Below are 19,404 nucleotides of genomic sequence, written 5' to 3'. Positions count from 1 at the left end.
GACTCATTTAAATCACATTAGCTTCTTCATCGAGGAGCGTCGCCACCTTTTGCGCCAACTCTTCCGGTTCCCCCTCAAACTTTTGTCCCGGTTCTCGCTCTGGTTTTTCCATGTAGCCGGTTACTTTGGTTTTAGGAGAAAGGTTATCCTCTTCTATACCTAAGTCAGAAAGTTCAATAGTTTCCATAGGCTTTCGCTTGGATTGCATAATCCCTTTGAGACTGGGTATGCGGGGTTCGTTCATATCGTTTGAGCAGGTGACAAGACAGGAGGGAGGGAGTTCAATGATTTCTTGTCCCGAGTCTCCCTGACGTTTCACGACCAGCTTTCCATCCTCTATCGAAAGTCCCACTGCATTAGTTGTATAAGGCAGATTCAGGTGTTCTGCCAGCATACTTCCGGCAAGACCAGCATCCGTGTCCTGGGATTGTTTCCCACAGGCTATAACATCGTATTCCTTATCTTCGAAAAATTTTGCCAATATTTTGGCATAAGTTGCCGAGTCGTAGGTATCCTCTCCTTCAAGTACAATGTGGGAAGCTTTATCAGCGCCCATAGCCAATGCCTTGCGAATAGTTTCTTTGGCTTTGCTGGGTCCGACCAAAACTACCTCTACTTCTCCGTCAGTCTCTTCAGTAAGCACCAGAGCTTCTTCTACAGCGGATGCATCGTAAGCGTTAAGAACCATGCGGTCAGTATCCTGGATTAGTTTCCCATCTTTTATCTGTATAGGGGCATCAATATCCGGAACCTGTTTGATACAAACATAAAATTTCATAGGCTAAAAATTTTTTTCTGTTAGAATGGAATTTTATTGGCCTCTTGCAAACGAATATACAAAACCTGAGATAAAATATTCAGCTGGTAGGAAAGAGTAGTTATCGGATTGGGTAGAAATAAAGGATTCATTTTATGTAAATCGCTAATTCAGTTCTTAACAGAAGATCTACTGCAGCTTTCGATACTCAGAAAGATGGCTTTGATCAACGGTTGACAGAACTTCAAAGGCATTGCGCCGAACTTGTGGTTCGGCATCTTCAAAAATAAATACTAATTCGCGGTATTTAGTATTGAAGAAGATATCAAATAGAAAATTTGAGGAAGTGCGGCTTTTTGCTTCATCAATTTTTTGGAGCGTGGCTATAATCTGTTGCCTCGCTTCTTTAGGGTGATCGACAAAACGATCCAGTCCAAGGCGGTGATACTCATAGATGGCTGACCGTAATGATTCATAATTAGAACTTAGAAGATTTGAGACAAGTTGCGCCCGGTTGCGCCTGTTATTGTTGGAATCCCAGCCGGTGGCAGAAGAATTCTGGGCCTGTGAAAGAATATTTTGAGCCTCCGAAAAATAGGGGGTGCCTGCCAGCTCTTCAAAACTGTCAAAATCGTATCCAAGAACTATATATACATAGAAATCGATAAAGCTGGTTAGGGTATCGAACTGGAGCAGATCATGCCGGAGGGATCGGTTGGGCGTATAATTGAACGTCCAATTTTCATCATTATGAAAAAAGAGCATGGTTTCGCGTGGGGTATTATAGATCGGACGTCGCGATTGAACAACAACCTGAGCATTAAAGTTGAAATTGTCATCGGTACTCATTAACGTAATCTGAAGATCGAGCCTGATTCTTTCCTGTAGTTTAAAATCGGTATCGGTCCAATTGTATTCGTTTATATACGATTCGATTTCATCAGAGAGATTGTCAAGGAAGCTGAGCGAAGTGTTGCTCAATTGACTGCGATCAACAGTTACGCGCGCATCAATTTCCTGACTAATGCCTCTCATAGGAAGCAACAGGAGTCCCATACAAATAAAAATAAAGAGAACTGGGATCCGGTTTCGTTTGGTAAAAAATAGATATATCAAAATACGTAACACCTAAATCAAAGAGAGTTATTTGTTATGGAATATATTATAAAAAAGCACAGGCATTCTCACAGAAAACTTTTAATTCTTCTCCTGGTATGTTTAAGCGGACTGAGTTCTCCTCCGGATGCAGAGGGACAGGCCGTATTAGGAGCCCGGGAATTGTCGATGGGGCAGGCCACTACGGCGCTGCCCAACAGTTCATGGTCTGTATTTGGCAATCCGGCTATGATATCTGATCAAAGACCTGATGTTTCCTTTTTTGGTGTGCGTTATTTTGGGTTAGCTGAAATTACGGATATGGCCGCTGCGGTCAATTATCCTACGGATATTGGAGTATTTTCGGCAGGTGCACATCGTTATGGATACGACCTTTTCAATGAAAGCAGGTTACGGATGGGCTATAAACATTCAGTGGCAGGCTTCCATTACGGTATTGTGTTAAACTATAATCACGTCATACAGGGTGGAGGATATGGCTCAGCCGGTGCATTTGGAGTTGATCTGGGAGTCGCTGCTTCCGTTGTACCCGGACTTTGGATCGGGGCCAAGGCCATTAATCTTAATCAACCTGCCTACGGCTCTCTTAACGATGAGGAATTACCGCGTAATCTGAGTGTGGGACTTTCATACTTTCTTTCCGATATAGCTCTTTTTTCCACAGAAATATTTAAAGACGTGCGTTTCCCAGTGGCCTTCAGAAGTGGAATTGAGGTTAATATTATTGCTGGATTAATGGGCAGAGCGGGTATTACAACGGCTCCCCAAACCTTTGCGGCAGGTTTCGGCTATGAAAGCAGATTATGGGGAGCGAGTGTGGGAGTACAGCGACACGAGAATAACGTGTTGGGATACAGTCCGGCTATTGACTTTAAAGTTCGGTGGTAGCGTATGAAGGTCTTTGTCATAATATCTCTGTTCCTGGTAATTCCATATGTAAGCAGTGCCCAGGAACGGGATTCTTTAAGTACGGAGGTGCAGCAGGATTTGGAACAGGCGCTTGAGGGCTTTGATCCCGAGGATGCCGAAGCAAATAGCGAGCAGTTGATTCAGTTCTTGCAGGAATTATCCGCAAATCCCGTGAATGTTAATACTGCGGGCTTGCACAGTCTGCGACAGGTTCCGGGTCTCAACCTGAAAACCGCCCGGGCTATTATTCGCTACCGGGAAGAGAGAAAACCGTTTGAAACGCCCGATGAGCTGGTGGAAGTATCCGGGATTGGGAGGGTAACGTATGATAAAATACGCCCCTATATTACAATTGGGAAAGGACTTCAGCTCGGTAAAATACTCTATACTGATCCGCGGTATTGGACCAGTAATGGACAATTTCAGTCTTTTAGCCGTTACCAGCGAGATTTACAGCCAGCACGCGGTTATCTGGATTCGCCGGAAGGGGGCGGATACCTGGGAAATGCTGTAAAATATTACCAGCGGATGGGATACCGGAGCAACCATTTGTCCATAAACCTGACGCAGGAAAAAGATGCCGGTGAGATACTGGAAAGTCCCGTACGATTCGATCATCAGTCGTGGCATTTGGCACTGGAAGGTAACGGAAAGTTGCGCACGCTTGCCTTAGGAGATTACAGCTTATCGTTTGGGCAGGGACTTGTTTTGTGGAACGGCGGCGTATTCGGCAAAGGCGGAGATGTTACGGGAGCTGCTAATCGCAGTGGAAGAGGAATCAAGCCTTATACCTCTGCGCAGGAATCCAATTATTTCCGGGGAGCGGCTGCTACTGTCGGAGGTCGGCTCCAGCTAACAGGATTTTATTCCGTCCGGCGACTTACCGCCAGTGAAATTTCATCCGATACAATTCGCTTTCCAACTTCAAGTGGCTATCACCGGACGGCCAGGCAGTACGAACGGAGAGGAAATGTGCGGCAAATGTTATATGGAGGACGCCTACAGATGGAATTTCCTATTGGAATTATAGGTACCACAGGATACCGAACCTTTTTTAATCGCTATATTACAGCTAGTCAACAGCCGTATGCCCGTTATGATTTTCGGGGTACCTCAATTTCCGTTTTTGGGATAGATTATACGTTATTGGTCGGGCCGGCTATTATATTCGGAGAGGCCGCAAGAAGTGAAAATGGGGGCATGGGTTTGGTTGCAGGGCTTGAAAGTCCTGTTGGAGAGCAAACTGATATGGCTTTAGCCTACCGGAATTATAAGAAAGAGTTCCAGTCAATTCAGGGCAGCGGTTTTGGAGAATCATCGGGTGCGCCCAAAAATGAAGAGGGAGTTTATTTGGGACTTCAGCATGCCATCGGGGAGAACATTACGCTTAGCGGGTATATGGATCAGTTCAGGTTTCCCGGTCCGCGTTTTGGGACTCATCAGTCGACAAAGGGATTTGAATGGCTGGGCAGGGCGGAAGTTAAGCTAACTGCGGATTGGGAAGTGTATCTGCAGTGGCGAAGTGAAACCAAAGAAGGAGAGTATGAGACCCCGGATGAACTGGGACGCACACAGCGGGCATTGGGAAATGGTCAGCGCAGTAGTATTCGTGCGAATATTGAATACCAGGTAAATAAAAATATCCGCCTTCGCACCCGGGGAGAGCTGGTTCAAAACCGTGAGCCGGGGGCCTCACTTGAAAGCGGTATTTTGCTTTACCAGGATGTGCGGCTTCAGCTGCGTAATAATTTACGTCTGGATACCCGCCTGACGGTCTTCGATACCGAAAGTTTTGCGACACGCGTATATCAGTTTGAGAATGATTTGCTGTACGTGTTTGGAAGTCAGGTTTTGTTCGACCAGGGACAGCGGATGTACCTGCTGCTTAATTACGAACCGTTTTCTTATCTGGAACTGTGGGCAAAATTTGGGATCACCAAATACGAGGACAAGCAGGTTATCGGGAGCGGATTGAATGAAATCCAAGGGGATACCCGAAGTGAAATAGGCATTCAGGCACGCATTAAATTTTAATGAAACCATTTGGAGTAAAATTTAAACCCCGGGGGAAGCCAGCTTAGCGGGTTAGATATCTCGGAAAAAATCCTGCTGATAGAAATTTGAAGCTATTTTCTTGGTTTTCTCAGAGATATGAATGATCTCATCTTCAGTCAGAATATCTTTCCATTTATAAATGAGTGCCTCGCTGTTTCGTTTGAGTTGGTGGGCCCGGTTATTTTGGGTTGATACAGGATTATCCTCATTTGTGTGCTCGGATATTTTCTTTTCCACAGAAGCAGTATAGTTTAAATTTAACTTGGAATAGAGGTTATGAAAGGTTTTAACAGGGCTTTGAGCGATATCTTCATGCCTGCAAACGATAAATGAGGGATTTTTACTAATGAAATTAGTCAATACCGTATAAATACAGTTCCAGAGCATGGCGGCTTCCTCAACAACCGTGGTTTGTTTATTTTGTAAATAGATTAGCTCTTCCCGATAGGGCTTCAGATAATCACTCATAAGTTGTTCCTGGGACAGAATATTGTCAAAATTGAATCGCCAGCCCAGTCGTTTAAGGCTTCCCGCAAAGCTCAGCGGATGGCGAACCAATATCACCACATCCATATCGTATCGCTGGTGCAGAAATGAGCTTGCCAAGCAGGCAAGAGGATCTTTGATAAGTAGTCTGTCTACACGGGGATCATACTTGGCACGGTTAAACAGAAGCTGCCCTTTTGACTTAAAAAGCAAGCGCTTGATAAAAGCAGGAGTGTTTTGGATGTTTGGCTGAGCAAAGAAATCCCTACAAAGTTCTTTTCTGTTCTCAAGCCCGTGGTGTTCCCGGTTAATAGAAGGAATATGATAGTCCGCTTTATCCAGTAAAATAAGCTGGTCGAGGGTCTTCTGTATCTGATGTGTTATTGATGTATCTGTGAGATAGGTAAAGTTGACATCAAAAATTTTAAGACCATAATCCCTGTTAAACGGCTCTTGGATATAGCCAATATTTCTATTCAGGCTCAGCATATTTCCAACAAAAGTACTGCCAGAACGGTGGATTCCCGTCACTAAAATAGGATTATTCTGCATCTATGGTTATTGTGGGATTTGAGTAATATTGCAAGAATATTAAATATAGTAAGAAGATACTATGATTATTAGAGTTCATTGCTTTGGGTTTGAGAAAGAGAAATATTTATCAATGGCTTGGCAAACCCTTTCCCTTTAAAGAGCTGTCATTGTGAATATAATGACAGTTGGTTTTGCAACCAACGAACTATCAGTGTAATTTAATAAACCTTAAGGAAATAGGATATATGGATAAAGAATTCGCCTTTTGCTGCTGAGGAAAAATCCGTATAATTTGAGCTTATTAGAACTGTGCAAAATTTCATCTAAAAGAATATTTCTCTGAGCGACGAAAACCAACATAACAATCAGGAATCCGGTGAACATTTGCCCGAAGGAAAAGGCCAGGCTCCCGTTAAAGAATATCGGTTGATTCCCGTTGAAGAAGATATCAATGAAGATAATGCCGTAAATCTGATTGATTTGATCCGGTTAATGGGGGATAACACAGCCCTAATAAAAAAAATCACGGGTTCTTTTCTTTTATTAGGCATCGTTTTGGCGCTTTTTAGTCCGGTGGAATATACTTCGGAAGCGTTGCTTTTACCTGAGATGAAAGAGAGTGAGAGCTCTGCGGGAGATATGTTGGATAGCTATGGAGGACTCTTGGGGCTGGGAGGCTTGGGATCGATGGATTTATCCCAGGAGGGTAAAATAGCTCCGGATGTATATCCCAAAATTGTTGAAAGTCTTGGGTTTCAACATACGCTGCTGCAGCAAGACTACTACTTTTCTAAAAAGGATACCACGGTTAGTGGATATACGTATTTTAAAGACATTCGCGATCTTTCTTTTTTTGAGTGGCTGGTAGAGTACACCATAAAGCTTCCGGGCAAGTTCAGTTCTTCTTCCTCACAAGAAACACTGCCTCAATGGCTGCGTGATATTTTTGATGAAGAGGCCGTATTGGAACTGACTGATAATGAGCTTGAGATAATAGAGAATATGCGGGAACGCATTGAAATTGAGCTTGACAGTCAAACAGGAGTATTGACTACTACCGCTCAAATGCCTGATGCGATGGCGTCTGCCCAGGTTAACCGGGAGGTGATTAATATGCTCAAAAAGTTTGTGGAAGAATATAGTACACAGAAAGCCAAAGAAGACTTGGCTTTTGCTCAAACACAGCATCAACAGGCGCAGGAGCGACTGAAGGAAGTGCAGGATGAGCTGGCTACATTTTTGGATCAAAATGTGAATTTATCTACAGCCAAGTCGCGAACCCAGGAGCAGCGCCTGCAGGCAGAATTTGATTTAGCCTATGAGATGTATAATAATGTATCCCAGCAGCTGATGGAGGCTAAAATGAAAGTTCAGGAACAGACCCCGGTTTTTAAGGTTATCCAGTCAGTGAATGTACCCAACAACAAGAGTGAGCCCCAGCGTATACTCATTATTGTGCTCTCCATCATAAGCGGACTGATTGTTTCTTTCCTTTATATAGCAGGCCGAAATATTTATTACAATGTTCGTTCACAACTGTAGTGGTTTTTGGCGCATTTGTTCTTTGATTGAACGCTGTTTAAGAAAACAATAAATGGAAACTTCGTCTGATTCTTCTTCCAAAAAGCAAGGAGTATTAGCCCGTAATACGGCTATCAATCTTATCGGGCGAGGCCTGCCGCTAATATTTGCTGTTATTGCCATTCCTTTTGTTATAGAAGGACTGGGGACGGAACGGTTTGGGGTGCTTACCATCGTGTGGATGGTGATTGGCTATTTTGGACTGTTTGATATGGGAATCGGCCGCGCTACCACAAAGTTTGTAGCTGATCTTGAAGCCAGGGGAGCGTCCAAACTATCACCCATTATTATTACTTCTATCCTCTTGCTTAGCGGATTAGGGGTTGCAGGTGGAGGGATGATCTGGCTAATGACCCCATACCTGGTATATGATATTTTAAACATTCCTGATGAACTGCTAATAGAAACGGAGTATGCTTTTTATGTGCTCAGCTTTTCCATCCCGTTGGTACTGGGATCTATTGGCGCGCGGGGAGCACTCGAAGCCCAGCAAAAGTTTGGTATTGTCAATGCCATAAAAGTACCGGCCGGAATAATCAATTATGTGGGTCCGCTCATGGTATTGCCCTTCAGCAATCAGCTGCAGCATGTGGTTATTGTATTGGTAGCAGCACGGGCTATAACATTTGGAATGTATCTTTACTTTTGTCTTAGGGACGATTTTACACTTGATCTTGCCGAATATCCCGTTGTTCAGTGGGCTAAGGAGATGCTGAGCTTTGGGGCCTGGGTTACTGTCAGCAATTTGATCAGTCCCATTATGGTGTATATGGACCGTTTTATCCTGGGGGCTATCCTGACAATGAGCGCCGTGGCCTATTATACCACTCCTTACGAGATGATTAGCCGTCTTTTGATTGTATCCAGCAGCTTTATGGGGGTTATGTTTCCGGCCTTTAGCGTTTATTCGAAGGAGGATCACCAAAAAATGGCGGGATTACATCAAAAATCTATCCGTTATCTTTTGCTGATATTAGCGCCTGTGGTTACTTTTTTAATCATAGCCGCAGAGCCACTGCTGTTTTACTGGATTGGCAGCGAATTTGCTCAAAACAGTACGACAGTTCTGCAATTACTGGCGATAGGAATATTGGTTAATTCGGTAGCTACGGTTCCATATACAGCCCTTCAGGCTGCGGGCCGGCCAGACATAACGGCAAAATTACATTTATTAGAGCTGCCAATTTACCTCCTGATGATTTGGTTTTTTACCTATTGGATGGGGGTGATAGGTGTGGCTTTGGCGTGGGTATTGCGCGTAAGTATAGACGGAGTACTGCTGCTCTATTTCTGTAATAACTTAATTTCTTTTATGGATTACCCCCGCCGTGGATTGTATGTTCAGGCACTTATCCATGCTGCAACTTTTGGGTGTTTGGCAGTACTATTTTTCTATATTCAGGATCGGTTATCGCTGATAGGTTTTGGAATCGTATCAGCTCTACTCATATTTTACCTGATCTGGACCTATACTTTAAAACTGGAAGAACGAAACCGGTTGCTAGATTTCTATCAGGAGGTAAAAGGAGAAGCATCCTCGGTAATAAATAGCTGGTTTAAACAGGACCGAATGTCAAAAAAATGATATGGGATCTGGGATAGAAACAATAAATGCACCAAAAGTCTTTATTATTCTGGTCAACTGGAACGGTTGGCGGGATACCATTGAATGTCTCCAATCACTGGAGGCGTTGGATTATCCCCATAAGGAGGTTGTGGTCGTTGATAATGGATCTACAGATCAGTCAGTATCAAAGATTCAGACAGAATATCCGGGTATTACCCTTCTAGAAAGTAAGGAAAACACGGGCTTCGCGGGAGGAAATAATTTAGGAATTAATTATGCGATCGAAAAGGACGCTGATTATTTCTGGCTGCTTAATAATGATACCGTGGTAGAGAAAAGGGCTTTGTCTGCCTTGGTGGAACGGATGGAAGAGAACCCAGCTATAGGTATTTGTGGTTCCAAGCTGATTTATTACCACCAACGTGATACCATTCAGGCATTAGCCGGTGGACATTATAACAAGTGGTTGGGAGTGTCCACTAATATCGGGGGACAAGCAGCGGTAGATGTTGAAATAAATCCTGAAGAAGTGGAAGATCGGCTTGATTTTGTAATTGGAGCCTCTATGCTGGTTTCCAGGGAATTTATTCGGGAAGTAGGATTACTGAATGAAGAATATTTTTTGTACTACGAAGAAATTGACTGGGCTGCCCGGGCAAAAGGAAAATTTAAGGTTGGTTTTGCGCCCGAAAGTATTGTATATCATAAAGAGGGAGCCTCAATAGGGGGTAAACAGGCTTTACCTGCAGAGAAAAGCAGAAAATCTGATTACTACCAGATCAAAAATCGATTGAAATTTACAGCTTCATTTTATCCTCTCTATTTGCCGGTGGTGTACGCTACTGTTATTTTGGCCATTTTTAATCGAGCGTTAAGAGGACAATGGAATCGTATTCCTATGATAATTAAGCTTATGTTTAGCTTTAATAAATAACACCAGAAGATTTTCTAACAGTGGATCTCCAAAAAAAGTTTGTATTAGTATTGGCACTTTTGTCCCTTTTTGGGACGGTGACGAACTTTGTTTTCTTTAGTCCGCTGTTGACGCTATTAGTACCCCTGGCTATTTATGTATTTAACAAAGACGAGCTCCCGCGTCCGGTGGCGTGGCTTTATGCCTTCACGCTGCTTTTCCTAGTAAGCGTGCTGCTGTATCACCCGTTATCCGTTATTGAATTTGATTTTTACCGGCGCGATGGGAACTTCGTAATATCATATGCTCCTCTTCTTGTCCTCCCGCTATTCAGTTTTACCTTTGATATTGAAAAATATTTCCGGCGTTTTTACCTGTTTGCCGTAGTGCTTTATGGAGTGCTGTTTTTAAACCATTTAATGACGACTAATTTTTTAGGCAGTCTTCACGGTATTGTTTTCGGCGGACTCTTTATCGCACAGAATGCAGTAGGAGGATTTTTGTCCATTTTGGGCGGACTGGGATTTGCCTACTATTATCATCGCGGCGGTAAAAAAGAATTTCTGGGCTTTCTGCTTGTGTTCATAATATTGGCAGCTACCTATTCGCGGGGATCTATACTCGGACTATTGCTGGGTATACTGGGATGGTATTTATCCCATACCGAGCGATATAAAATGCTTATTGCACTTTTGATCATACCGGTTATGTTTACGATCGGGAGTGTCATGATCGGTTATCCCTATTATAAAAGCAGTCTGGCGACGGGTAATGTAGTTGAGCTGGAGATTGACGAGGAGGTGGACCAGAAAAACGCAAATATCCTTATTCGCTTATTCTATACCTTTCCCCGTGCCTGGCATGTTTTTAAACAGTCTCCTTTTTTAGGAACCGGCGTGGGATCTTATGATGACCGTCCGTTTGACTTCCAGGAGGTGGTACCTTACATAGAATACAATGCGCAATCCAGCAAGACCCACAGCGATGCCCATGCCCACCATTCTTATCTTCACATGTTAGCAGAGCAGGGAATTATAGGACTGACACTCTTTTTGATATTCTGGACCTCTATTTTCCTGTATTTGAGGAGGCTTAAGGTTCACCCGGTGCTAAGAGATTATTTGATAATCGCTTTTTTTACTATCACTTTTGCGGCTTTTACCGAGCATCGTATAACAACGCCCTCAATGATGCTGCCGTTTACCATTTCACTAGGCATGCTGCTCATGCATCGCGATAACTATAAGCGGGTAAAAATGGTGGAGGTGAAGGATGAGTAATATTGTCATAAACGGACATTTTAAAGCACAGCAGGCTACCGGTGTGCAGCGCTATGCCCGGGAAATAATAAAGGAATTTGACAAGAAAGGGTGGGGATATCGGTACGCAGAACCACCCCAAAAGTTAATATCCGATAAGCTGCGTCAACTGTGGATGCAGGGAGGAATGCCTTTTCAACTTTCCGGGGACGAGTTGCTCTGGTCGCCTACGAATATCGGACCGGTTTTCTGCCGTAACCAGGTTTTGACCCTGCACGATATTTCTGATCAGCTGCATGCCGAATGGTTTGATGCCCAATATGCAGGCTGGCGGTCTGTGGTATTGCCGCCTCTGCTCAAGCGTGTAAAGGGAATCATCACCGTATCCGAATATTCGAAACAGACCATTATTGAACAATTTCCCTCTACCTGGGATAAGATTGAGGTCATCTATAACGGGGTACGGACCGACCATTTTTATCTCCGGCCAGAGAAAGAAATCAATGCGGTGAAAAGGAAGTATAATCTGCAGAAACCTTATGTCATAACAGTGGGTTCGCGTGATCCGCGAAAAAATATCAATGGTCTTATTGCAGCATGGAACCAGCTCCCGGAGAGAATCCGGAATGAAATGGAGCTGGTTATAGCCGGAGGAGAAGCCTCAAAGTTCGCTTTCCAAATGGAAGAAGAGGTGGACGATTCGGTGCGTTTTTTGGGCTACGTGCCCTATGAAGAACTCCCTGCGCTCTACTCGGGAGCAATCGTTTTTGCCTTTCCTTCGCACTTTGAGGGATTTGGCCTGCCGGTGTTAGAAGCGATGGCCTGCCGCACGCCGGTAGTTACCTCCAATACAACCTCCCTGAAAGAACTGGCCGAAGGCTATGCCCTGACCGTGAACCCCAGGGAACCCTCAGAGATCGCCTCGGCAATACACAAGCTTTTGGATTCCGCAGCAGAGCGAAAACAGCTGACTGAAAAGGCCTATCATTATGCACAGGAGTTCCAGTGGAGCCGAACAGCAGAAAAAACCCGCCAATATTTAATACAGAGAGGACTGGAATAGTAAGTAATCACACTGAAATTGTGACCCATACATTTTTAAACGACTCCTATGGAATGTAAAATTTGTGGAAATACGGAAAACAATATCACTTATGAAACCCGGGAAATGATGATGGGACTAAGAGAAGTTTTTACCTATTTCCAGTGTGATGATTGTAAATGTCTTCAAATAGCAGAAATACCAGACAACTTATCAAAATATTATTCAGGTGAATATTATTCATTTCAAGATGCAAAAAAAGAAAACTTTATTACGAAATTTGTAAAGCGAAAGAGAGATCAATACGCAGTTTTTGACAGATCCCTCATAGGCAAGTTTATATATTCAAAATATCCCAAGCCTGATCTGCAGGCCTTGTCCCATATTCCGCTAAAGAAAGACACTGCTATATTAGATGTCGGATGTGGTACCGGAGAGCTCTTGCGGTCTCTGGTTCAGTTGGGGTTTGAAAATCTAACAGGTATTGATCCCTACAATAAAGAAGCGGTCATTGAAATTGGGGATGATGCAAGAATATTTAAGAAAAGTATTTTTGAAATAGAGGGACAGTGGGATCTGATTATGATGCACCATGTATTTGAGCATGTTTCTGATCCTCTGGAGGTATTACAAAAAGCTTCCCAGTTGCTTTCGGAGGGAGGACATTGCCTTATTCGTATTCCGGTTACTGAATCAGTAGCCTGGGAGAAGTTCCGTGAGAACTGGGTTCAACTAGACCCACCCCGGCATATATTTGTTCATTCACCCAAAAGTATTCGATATCTTGTAAGAGAAACGGACTTTAAACTCAAAGAAGTAAGTTACGATTCAACTGCTTTCCAGTTTTGGGGAAGTATTCAGTATGAGAATGACATACCATTGCGCCACGAAAGTTCTTATGCAGTTAATCCGGAGAAGTCGATGTTTACAGCAGGTGATATCCGCTCTTTTACCCAGAAAGCCAGAGAATTAAATAAAGAGCAAAAAGGAGACCAGGCTGTTTTTATCTTGCAGAAAGAAAGCAGGGTATTATAATACCTGTATATTTATTAAGTTGTACTATACAATTAGTTAAGTTGCATAAAGGTATCCATTTCGCTTTTTAATACCTGAATATTCGAGGAGAGACCATCATGAATATCAATATCGCACGCTATTCTTTATTCTTTGTATTAGTGCTTCTGCTCATTTCCTGCGACAACAGTGGTCCTGATACCACGCTCTATGACGTTTCGGTATCAGTCGTTCCCGAAGGGGCAGGAACTATTTCCCCGGCAGCGGACAGCACCTATGAAGCCGAAAGCATGGTTGTCTTACTGGCAAAAGCCAGCGAGGATTATCATTTTACCGGTTGGTCCGGGGATTTGGAGCGTACCGTCAATCCGCTGCCAGTCACCATTGACCAGGACTATGCTCTTACAGCTAACTTTATCAGGAGCGAAGATCTATTTTCCCTCCATGAAAACGGGGTGACCATCCAATGCCCGTATGCAAAACCGGGCCAGAAAGGGACGGTAGATGGAACGGAATATGAGGCGGTTGACCGAACGCTTTTAGATCATAAAATAAATAATGGGGGGGATTTGTCTACCGTATGTACTTCCCTCATAACTGATATGAGCTATGTGTTTTCCGGAGCTAAAAATTTTAATGGGGATATTAGCAACTGGGATGTCAGCAATGTAACGGATATGGAAAGGATGTTTAGAGGAGCAACAAGTTTTAATGGCGATTTAAACAACTGGGATGTGGGGAATGTAACGGATATGCACCAGATGTTTGTAGGAGCCTCAAACTTCGACGGTGATATCAGTAGCTGGGACGTCAGCGAGGTAACCAGAATGAATGGCATGTTTTTTGGTGCCTCAAGCTTTAATGGTAATATCGGCAGCTGGGATGTGCGCAGCGCAACCAATTTGGATCAAATGTTCCAGGAAGCATCGAGCTTTAATGGCGATATCAGCAGCTGGGACGTGAGTAACGTAACTATTATGCGAAGAATGTTTAGTCAAGCAACAAGCTTCGATAGGGATCTAAACAGCTGGGACGTAAGTAATGTTTCGGATATGCGAAGTATGTTTTGGAGGGCTACAGACTTTAATGGCGATTTAGGCAATTGGGACGTAAGCAACGTAACCACTATGCGAAGTATGTTTGCCGGGGCTGAAAGCTTTAATGGCGATATAAACAGTTGGGATGTAAGCAACGTAACTGATATGTATAGTATGTTTGGGATTGCAGGGTTTATAGGGGTAGAAGCTCCCGAAGATATCGGGGCTACAAGCTTTAACAGGGATTTAAGTAACTGGGATGTCAGCAATGTAACGACTATGCAACGAATGTTTTATGGGGCCACATCTTTTAATGGCGACATCAGCAGTTGGGATGTCAGCAATGTAACTCACATGAGAGATATGTTTTTGGGGGCTACCAGCTTTAATGGGGATATTGGCGGATGGGATGTAAGTAAGGTTACAAGCATGTTTGGTATGTTCAGTGTAGCCATAAGCTTTAATCGTGATATCAGCAGTTGGGACGTGAGCAGTGTTACAGATATGAGTTATATGTTTGAGGGAGCCGAAAACTTCAACCAGGATTTAAACAGTTGGGACGTCAGCAATGTAACTTATATGGGCGGGATGTTTGCTGAAGCGACAAGCTTTAACGGGGATATCAGCAATTGGGATGTGGAAAATGCAACTGAGATGAGTGGGATGTTTCGTGAAGCTATAAATTTCAACCAGGATCTTAGCGGCTGGTGTGTCAGTAATTTCAATGAAGAACCATCCAATTTTTCAGAAGGAAGTGCCCTTTCCGAGGAACACCACCCGGTGTGGGGCACCTGCCCGGAATAATTATTAGAACAACGTTTGCACGACAAGTTTGGAATTTATGATATATATGGGAAGATGTTTCCCATTACTATGGGAGGGAGTCTCCCATATATATGACAGGTTGTTTGCCATATATATAGGAAAGTGTTTGTAATACTTTAGCGGAGAGATTGCCTCATCGAATTGCAGGTAAATGAGCCAAAGTTTACTGTCTCAGCACGCGATACGATAGTTTTTTTGCTCTTCGGTGGTTTTCATTTGTTGTTTCTAAATGGGAAATATGGTTTAGCCTTAGTTTTCTTTCGCCTCGGCATTTAACATAGCACTTTTGGTCGCCAAAAGTGCTGTAAAAACGACCGGCGAACCGGCTTCGGCGTTCGGGATCGCTCGGTACGGAAATAAATGAAGATCTCGTTTATTAGGTGGCCCCAAGAAGGAATAGCCCGGGAGCGCCTACTGCTTTTCTCACAGCGTTCCCCATTTATTTCTTTTTCGTACCTCCCGCTCCCTTTCCACGCCTCACCTGCTAAGGCCGGCGGTTTGGGGAAAGGGGCTTAAATTGTTTCCTTTCCAGCCTTGCGAATAGGATGAGTCCGTTGAAGTACAAAGAAATAAATCGGGGTCTGGGGAATAGCGGGAACGACTTCGGTAAAAACAACTGCCGTGGTCGGGCTCTCCCCGTATTGAGATTTACAACAAAACAATATCTGGCTATTGCCCAGCACTTTTTTCGTCTATTTTTTGGTGACAAAAAATGGACATCTCCTACAAGATATTTTAGAATATTTACTGATTACCACTAGATTTTCTTCGGAACATATTTGTCAGGTTTTCAACGGCCGTGTCGAAAGAGGGACTTAGCTTCCGGACTTGCAAGTTCAAGATCATATTCCCTCCGGCCTTGGGTTGTGAGCGGACGCGCTCAGGCGAAGAACCCTCAGCCGACGGCTTTTGGGTTTTCCAGCTCTGCTGGTCCGCCTACTGGCGGAGCGTTGTTACAAAAATGGAACAAGGGAAAAGGTATAAGAATATCTCCTTACTAAAAGGAAAACCTTAACAATATTAATAGTGTCCCTTTTGGCTTGATCCAAAAGAGACGGAAAAATCAAGGGCCATTTAACTCCTTAAGGTGGACGACCCCAGAGCCGCTGATTACCGCTCCGGCCCACCCTTCGTCACACAGAAATGGTACGGGTGGGTTCGGTCGCTTTCAATAGAGTTAGAAATACAACTATCCACGGAAAAAGTTTAGGCGGCCGGGCAGTTGGAGCCGAGAATGGCCTTTATTTCGATAATCGACCTCATCACTGGTCCAAGTTACAAACTTGAACCAGTTGGGGGGGGCTGGACCTGCTATCCGAAATCTGCTATCCGTTAGTCACCATCTGCCCACCGCCATCCGCCAACCGACATTTTACAATCCTTCGGCCTTATGGAATGCCCCTTTGGAGAGCGCTTTGATAGATCCTGCGGCGCAGGCTTTCTCTTGTGTAATGATAACGACAGCCGCTCCTGGTATCGGCATTATTAACTCCAGGAGTCAGTGCCACTAACTCTTGGTGTTAGCAATACTAACTCCTGGTGCCATTGATATTAAGTCTTGGTCATAGTGACTCTGACTCCCAATGATAGCGTTACTAAGTAGTAATGGTAGTACCACTGACTCCTAATGTTAACGGCGCTATCATTATATGGCAAGGTGCGGTCGGTATCGGGGATGCACCTGTTTCTTCAAATGACCATTGCAATATGTCACGTGATATAGGCGTCTCTCCCTTCCTTGATGTTCAGGGAAGGGAGAACAGTGGGATGGGGCAAGAAAGGGCTTTAGCGTTGTGCCGCGGTGGGTTATCAAATCCGTTTATTGGGTATTTAACTTATTATTTCATCCAAATACTGAAGTAGTTTGGCCGGGAAGGCTTCCGGGCCTTACATATCCCATAAAAATAGTAGTGGCAGATATGTAGGACGGGCTGCTAGCCCGTCTTAATGATAAGTATTTAGTAGCTTTAAAATGGATACTGGATCTTTTCTATTAATCTATCCTTTGCCACTAAGCAATATACAACATGGTTTCGGGTAACAGGATTATTTTTACCTGCTTAAATCAGCACAGAAAATATCCAAACAAAACGTTGAAAGATTCTTTTATTTGATTCATCTTCAGGCTTTCCGGTTGGAACTTTTTTGGATTACGCTATTTATGAATATCGATTTATTACATCACTGGCTGGTGAGTATGCGCGGGGGAGAGAAGGTGCTCGAACAGTTTTCAACGATGTTTCCCTCAGCAGATATCCATACGCTGGTGGCAGTAGAGAAAAATATTAGCAGAGAGCTACAACAGCATCTGATTAGGACTACTAGTTTAGGTAAACTGCCCGGCGTCAAACGGTATTATAAATCACTGCTGCCGCTCTATCCTATGGCGATACGGAATCACAGGGTAGAGAGTGATTTTATATTATCGTCGGATGCGAGCCTGATCAAGGGGGTAGGTCAGCCGGATGATGTGCCGCATGTATGCTACTGTCACTCGCCGCCCCGCTATCTGTGGGATATGCAGGAGGAATACCTGCAGCGGATGAATCCATTTTCAGCCCAAGTACTTAAAAGGCTTACACCCTACCTGCGGAAGTTTGACCTCGAAGGGGCTGCAAAGGTGGATCACTTTCTGGCAAATTCGAAGTTTGTGCAGAAGCGTATCAAACGGATATACAACCGGGAATCTACCGTTATCTATCCGCCGGTGGACCTGTCCGAATTTAGCTATAAACATCCCCAGGAAGAGTATTACCTGATGGTTTCGGCACTGGTGCCTTATAAACGGGTAGGGTTGGCCGTACAGGCTTTTAACGAGCTTGAAAAACCGCTGGTGATCATCGGATCCGGTTCAGAGAAAGAACGACTGGAGCAGATGGCCGGAGACAACATCAGTTTCTTGGGAAGCCAGCCGTTTGAAGTACTCAAAGAGCATTATGAGCTCTGTCGGGCATTTATCTTTCCGGGGGTCGAAGATTTTGGAATAACGCCCCTTGAAGCACAGGCTTCCGGCAAGGCAGTGATAGCTTATAAAGAGGGCGGAGCGCTGGAAACGGTTCAGGAAGATGAAACGGGACTCTTTTTTGAAGAACAGACCCCCGAAGCCCTTATAGAGGCAGTAAAGCGATTTGAAAAGATTGAAAAGCAGTTTGATCGGGAGCGCTGTAGAGAGAATGCCTCCCGGTTTAGTCCCGAACGTTTTCGAAGCGCAATAAAAGATTTTTTAATAGGCACCTATCCTTCGTATTTTTCCGACTTTCAGTGGGGACGTTAACTCTAAAGGACAGATTTACATTGTATGCCGCACGCTATAGTTACCGGGGGATCGGGATTTGTGGGAAGCCATCTGGTCAACCAGCTGTTGGAATCCGATCGATATGATAAAATTATCAATGTAGATCTGGAGCCGTCGGAAATATCAGCCCACGAAACCTCCGACCGGTATGTTCATTTGAAGAAAGATATACGTGAGGAGCTGTCCCCCGACCTTTTTAGAGAACAGGGATGTGGATCTGATAGTGTTATTTTTAATCTCGCCGCTATTTGTAAAATTCCCGGCTATCCCGATGCTGATTACTTCCACACAAATATAGAAGGGGCTAAAAATGTATGTCGGCTGGCTGAAGCTCTCGGCTGTAATCGGATTATATTTACCAGTTCTATCTCTCCATACGGCGCTTCGGAGGAACTTAAGACTGAAAGTTCAGTCCCGGAGCCAAAGGACCCTTACGGCTCGTCAAAGCTGGCGGCTGAGTATATCCACCGCGGATGGCAAGAAAAAGATCCCCAAAATAATCGGCTTACCATTCTCAGGCCGGGCATTATTTTCGGTCCCAGGGAGCGGGCCAACTTTACCCGGCTTTATACGTCTCTGAAGAAACATTTTTTTGCCTATCCCGGTAGGCGCGATACCAGGAAAGCCTGCATTTATGTAAAGGATGTAGCGCGCGCATGTCGCTATTTTGCTGATGGATCAGCGGGACTCGAGCTTTATAACCTGGTTTATGAAGAGCCGCCTACGATTGAGCAGATTTGTGAAGTGATACATGAACAGACCGATGCAGGCAAGGCCCGGCTGTTGATTCCTTCAACGCTGTTGCTGGGAGCGGCCCACATGATCAGGCTGCTGGGCAAGCTGATCGGTAAAGAATTTGTCGGTATTCATCCCGATCGGGTAAAAAAAGTGATGATCTCAACCAATGTTTCGGGCGCAAAGCTGGCCCAATCGCCTTTTAATCTAAAATATTCGCTCAGTGAAGGAGTCGCGGACTGGTATAAAGAGTGCGACGGGACGCTGGGATAAGATGTT

Annotated in this window: 15 protein-coding genes; 12 read left to right on the top strand and 3 right to left on the bottom strand. The window is 44.2% G+C overall.

The genetic code is table 11. From position 1 onward, the window contains the following. Positions 1-7 precede the first annotated feature (7 nt). Positions 8-778, bottom strand: a complete 771-nt coding sequence (locus ABEB05_RS06890) for an electron transfer flavoprotein subunit beta/FixA family protein (RefSeq protein ID WP_265788716.1) — start codon at positions 776-778, stop codon at positions 8-10. 168 nt (positions 779-946) lie between these two features. Beyond that, positions 947-1,813, bottom strand: a complete 867-nt coding sequence (gene porD, locus ABEB05_RS06885; protein ID WP_265788715.1) for a type IX secretion system protein PorD — start codon at positions 1,811-1,813, stop codon at positions 947-949. 96 nt (positions 1,814-1,909) lie between these two features. On the opposite strand from porD, the gene ABEB05_RS06880 reads away from it, so the two are divergent. Both ABEB05_RS06880 and ABEB05_RS06875 read left to right on the top strand, forming a co-directional pair. Beyond that, positions 1,910-2,761, top strand: a complete 852-nt coding sequence (locus ABEB05_RS06880; protein ID WP_265788714.1) for a hypothetical protein — start codon at positions 1,910-1,912, stop codon at positions 2,759-2,761. A gap of 3 nt (positions 2,762-2,764) precedes the next feature. Beyond that, on the top strand, positions 2,765-4,816 hold the full coding sequence (locus ABEB05_RS06875) for a ComEA family DNA-binding protein (protein WP_265788712.1): 2,052 nt from the start codon (positions 2,765-2,767) through the stop codon (positions 4,814-4,816). A 51-nt stretch (positions 4,817-4,867) separates the two neighbouring features. Here the strand turns inward: ABEB05_RS06875 and ABEB05_RS06870 are convergent, their stop codons facing one another. Then, entirely contained in the window at positions 4,868-5,875 is a 1,008-nt protein-coding gene (locus ABEB05_RS06870; RefSeq protein ID WP_265788711.1) for a sulfotransferase, read from the bottom strand. A 366-nt stretch (positions 5,876-6,241) separates the two neighbouring features. On the opposite strand from ABEB05_RS06870, the gene ABEB05_RS06865 reads away from it, so the two are divergent. The 10 genes from ABEB05_RS06865 to ABEB05_RS06820 all read left to right on the top strand — a co-directional run bounded on the left by ABEB05_RS06865 (position 6,242) and on the right by ABEB05_RS06820 (position 19,398). Continuing rightward, on the top strand, positions 6,242-7,399 hold the full coding sequence (locus ABEB05_RS06865) for a GNVR domain-containing protein (protein WP_265788709.1): 1,158 nt from the start codon (positions 6,242-6,244) through the stop codon (positions 7,397-7,399). A gap of 52 nt (positions 7,400-7,451) precedes the next feature. Next, positions 7,452-9,023 carry a flippase gene (locus ABEB05_RS06860; protein WP_265788708.1) on the top strand — a complete coding sequence of 524 codons (1,572 nt, stop codon included), beginning with the start codon at positions 7,452-7,454 and terminating at the stop codon, positions 9,021-9,023. A gap of 1 nt (position 9,024) precedes the next feature. Next, positions 9,025-9,939 (top strand): glycosyltransferase family 2 protein, encoded by a 915-nt coding sequence (locus ABEB05_RS06855; RefSeq protein WP_265788707.1) that lies wholly within the window; start codon positions 9,025-9,027, stop codon positions 9,937-9,939. A gap of 20 nt (positions 9,940-9,959) precedes the next feature. After that, complete coding sequence (locus ABEB05_RS06850) at positions 9,960-11,198, top strand: O-antigen ligase family protein (RefSeq protein WP_265788706.1); 1,239 nt, start codon at positions 9,960-9,962, stop codon at positions 11,196-11,198. Then, positions 11,191-12,240, top strand: coding sequence for a glycosyltransferase family 4 protein (locus ABEB05_RS06845; protein WP_265788705.1), 1,050 nt, complete (start codon positions 11,191-11,193; stop codon positions 12,238-12,240). Before ABEB05_RS06850 ends, ABEB05_RS06845 begins: the two co-directional genes overlap by 8 nt. 48 nt (positions 12,241-12,288) lie before the next feature. Then, positions 12,289-13,254, top strand: a complete 966-nt coding sequence (locus ABEB05_RS06840; protein WP_265788704.1) for a class I SAM-dependent methyltransferase — start codon at positions 12,289-12,291, stop codon at positions 13,252-13,254. 98 nt (positions 13,255-13,352) lie between these two features. Continuing rightward, complete coding sequence (locus tag ABEB05_RS06835; RefSeq protein WP_265788703.1) at positions 13,353-15,074, top strand: BspA family leucine-rich repeat surface protein; 1,722 nt, start codon at positions 13,353-13,355, stop codon at positions 15,072-15,074. A gap of 1,626 nt (positions 15,075-16,700) precedes the next feature. After that, on the top strand, positions 16,701-16,958 hold the full coding sequence (locus tag ABEB05_RS06830; protein WP_265788702.1) for a hypothetical protein: 258 nt from the start codon (positions 16,701-16,703) through the stop codon (positions 16,956-16,958). A gap of 298 nt (positions 16,959-17,256) precedes the next feature. Then, the gene (locus tag ABEB05_RS06825) at positions 17,257-18,369 is read left to right on the top strand and encodes a glycosyltransferase (protein WP_265788701.1); all 1,113 of its coding nucleotides are present in this window, start codon (positions 17,257-17,259) and stop codon (positions 18,367-18,369) included. A 24-nt stretch (positions 18,370-18,393) separates the two neighbouring features. After that, on the top strand, positions 18,394-19,398 hold the full coding sequence (locus tag ABEB05_RS06820; protein ID WP_265788700.1) for an NAD-dependent epimerase/dehydratase family protein: 1,005 nt from the start codon (positions 18,394-18,396) through the stop codon (positions 19,396-19,398). Positions 19,399-19,404 lie beyond the last annotated feature (6 nt).

It is taken from the genome of Fodinibius salicampi (assembly GCF_039545095.1).
In the GTDB taxonomy this organism is placed as follows: domain Bacteria; phylum Bacteroidota; class Rhodothermia; order Balneolales; family Balneolaceae; genus Fodinibius; species Fodinibius salicampi.
The sequence above is the reverse complement of the archived record's forward strand: the minus strand, read 5'-3'. Positions and strand labels throughout refer to the sequence as shown.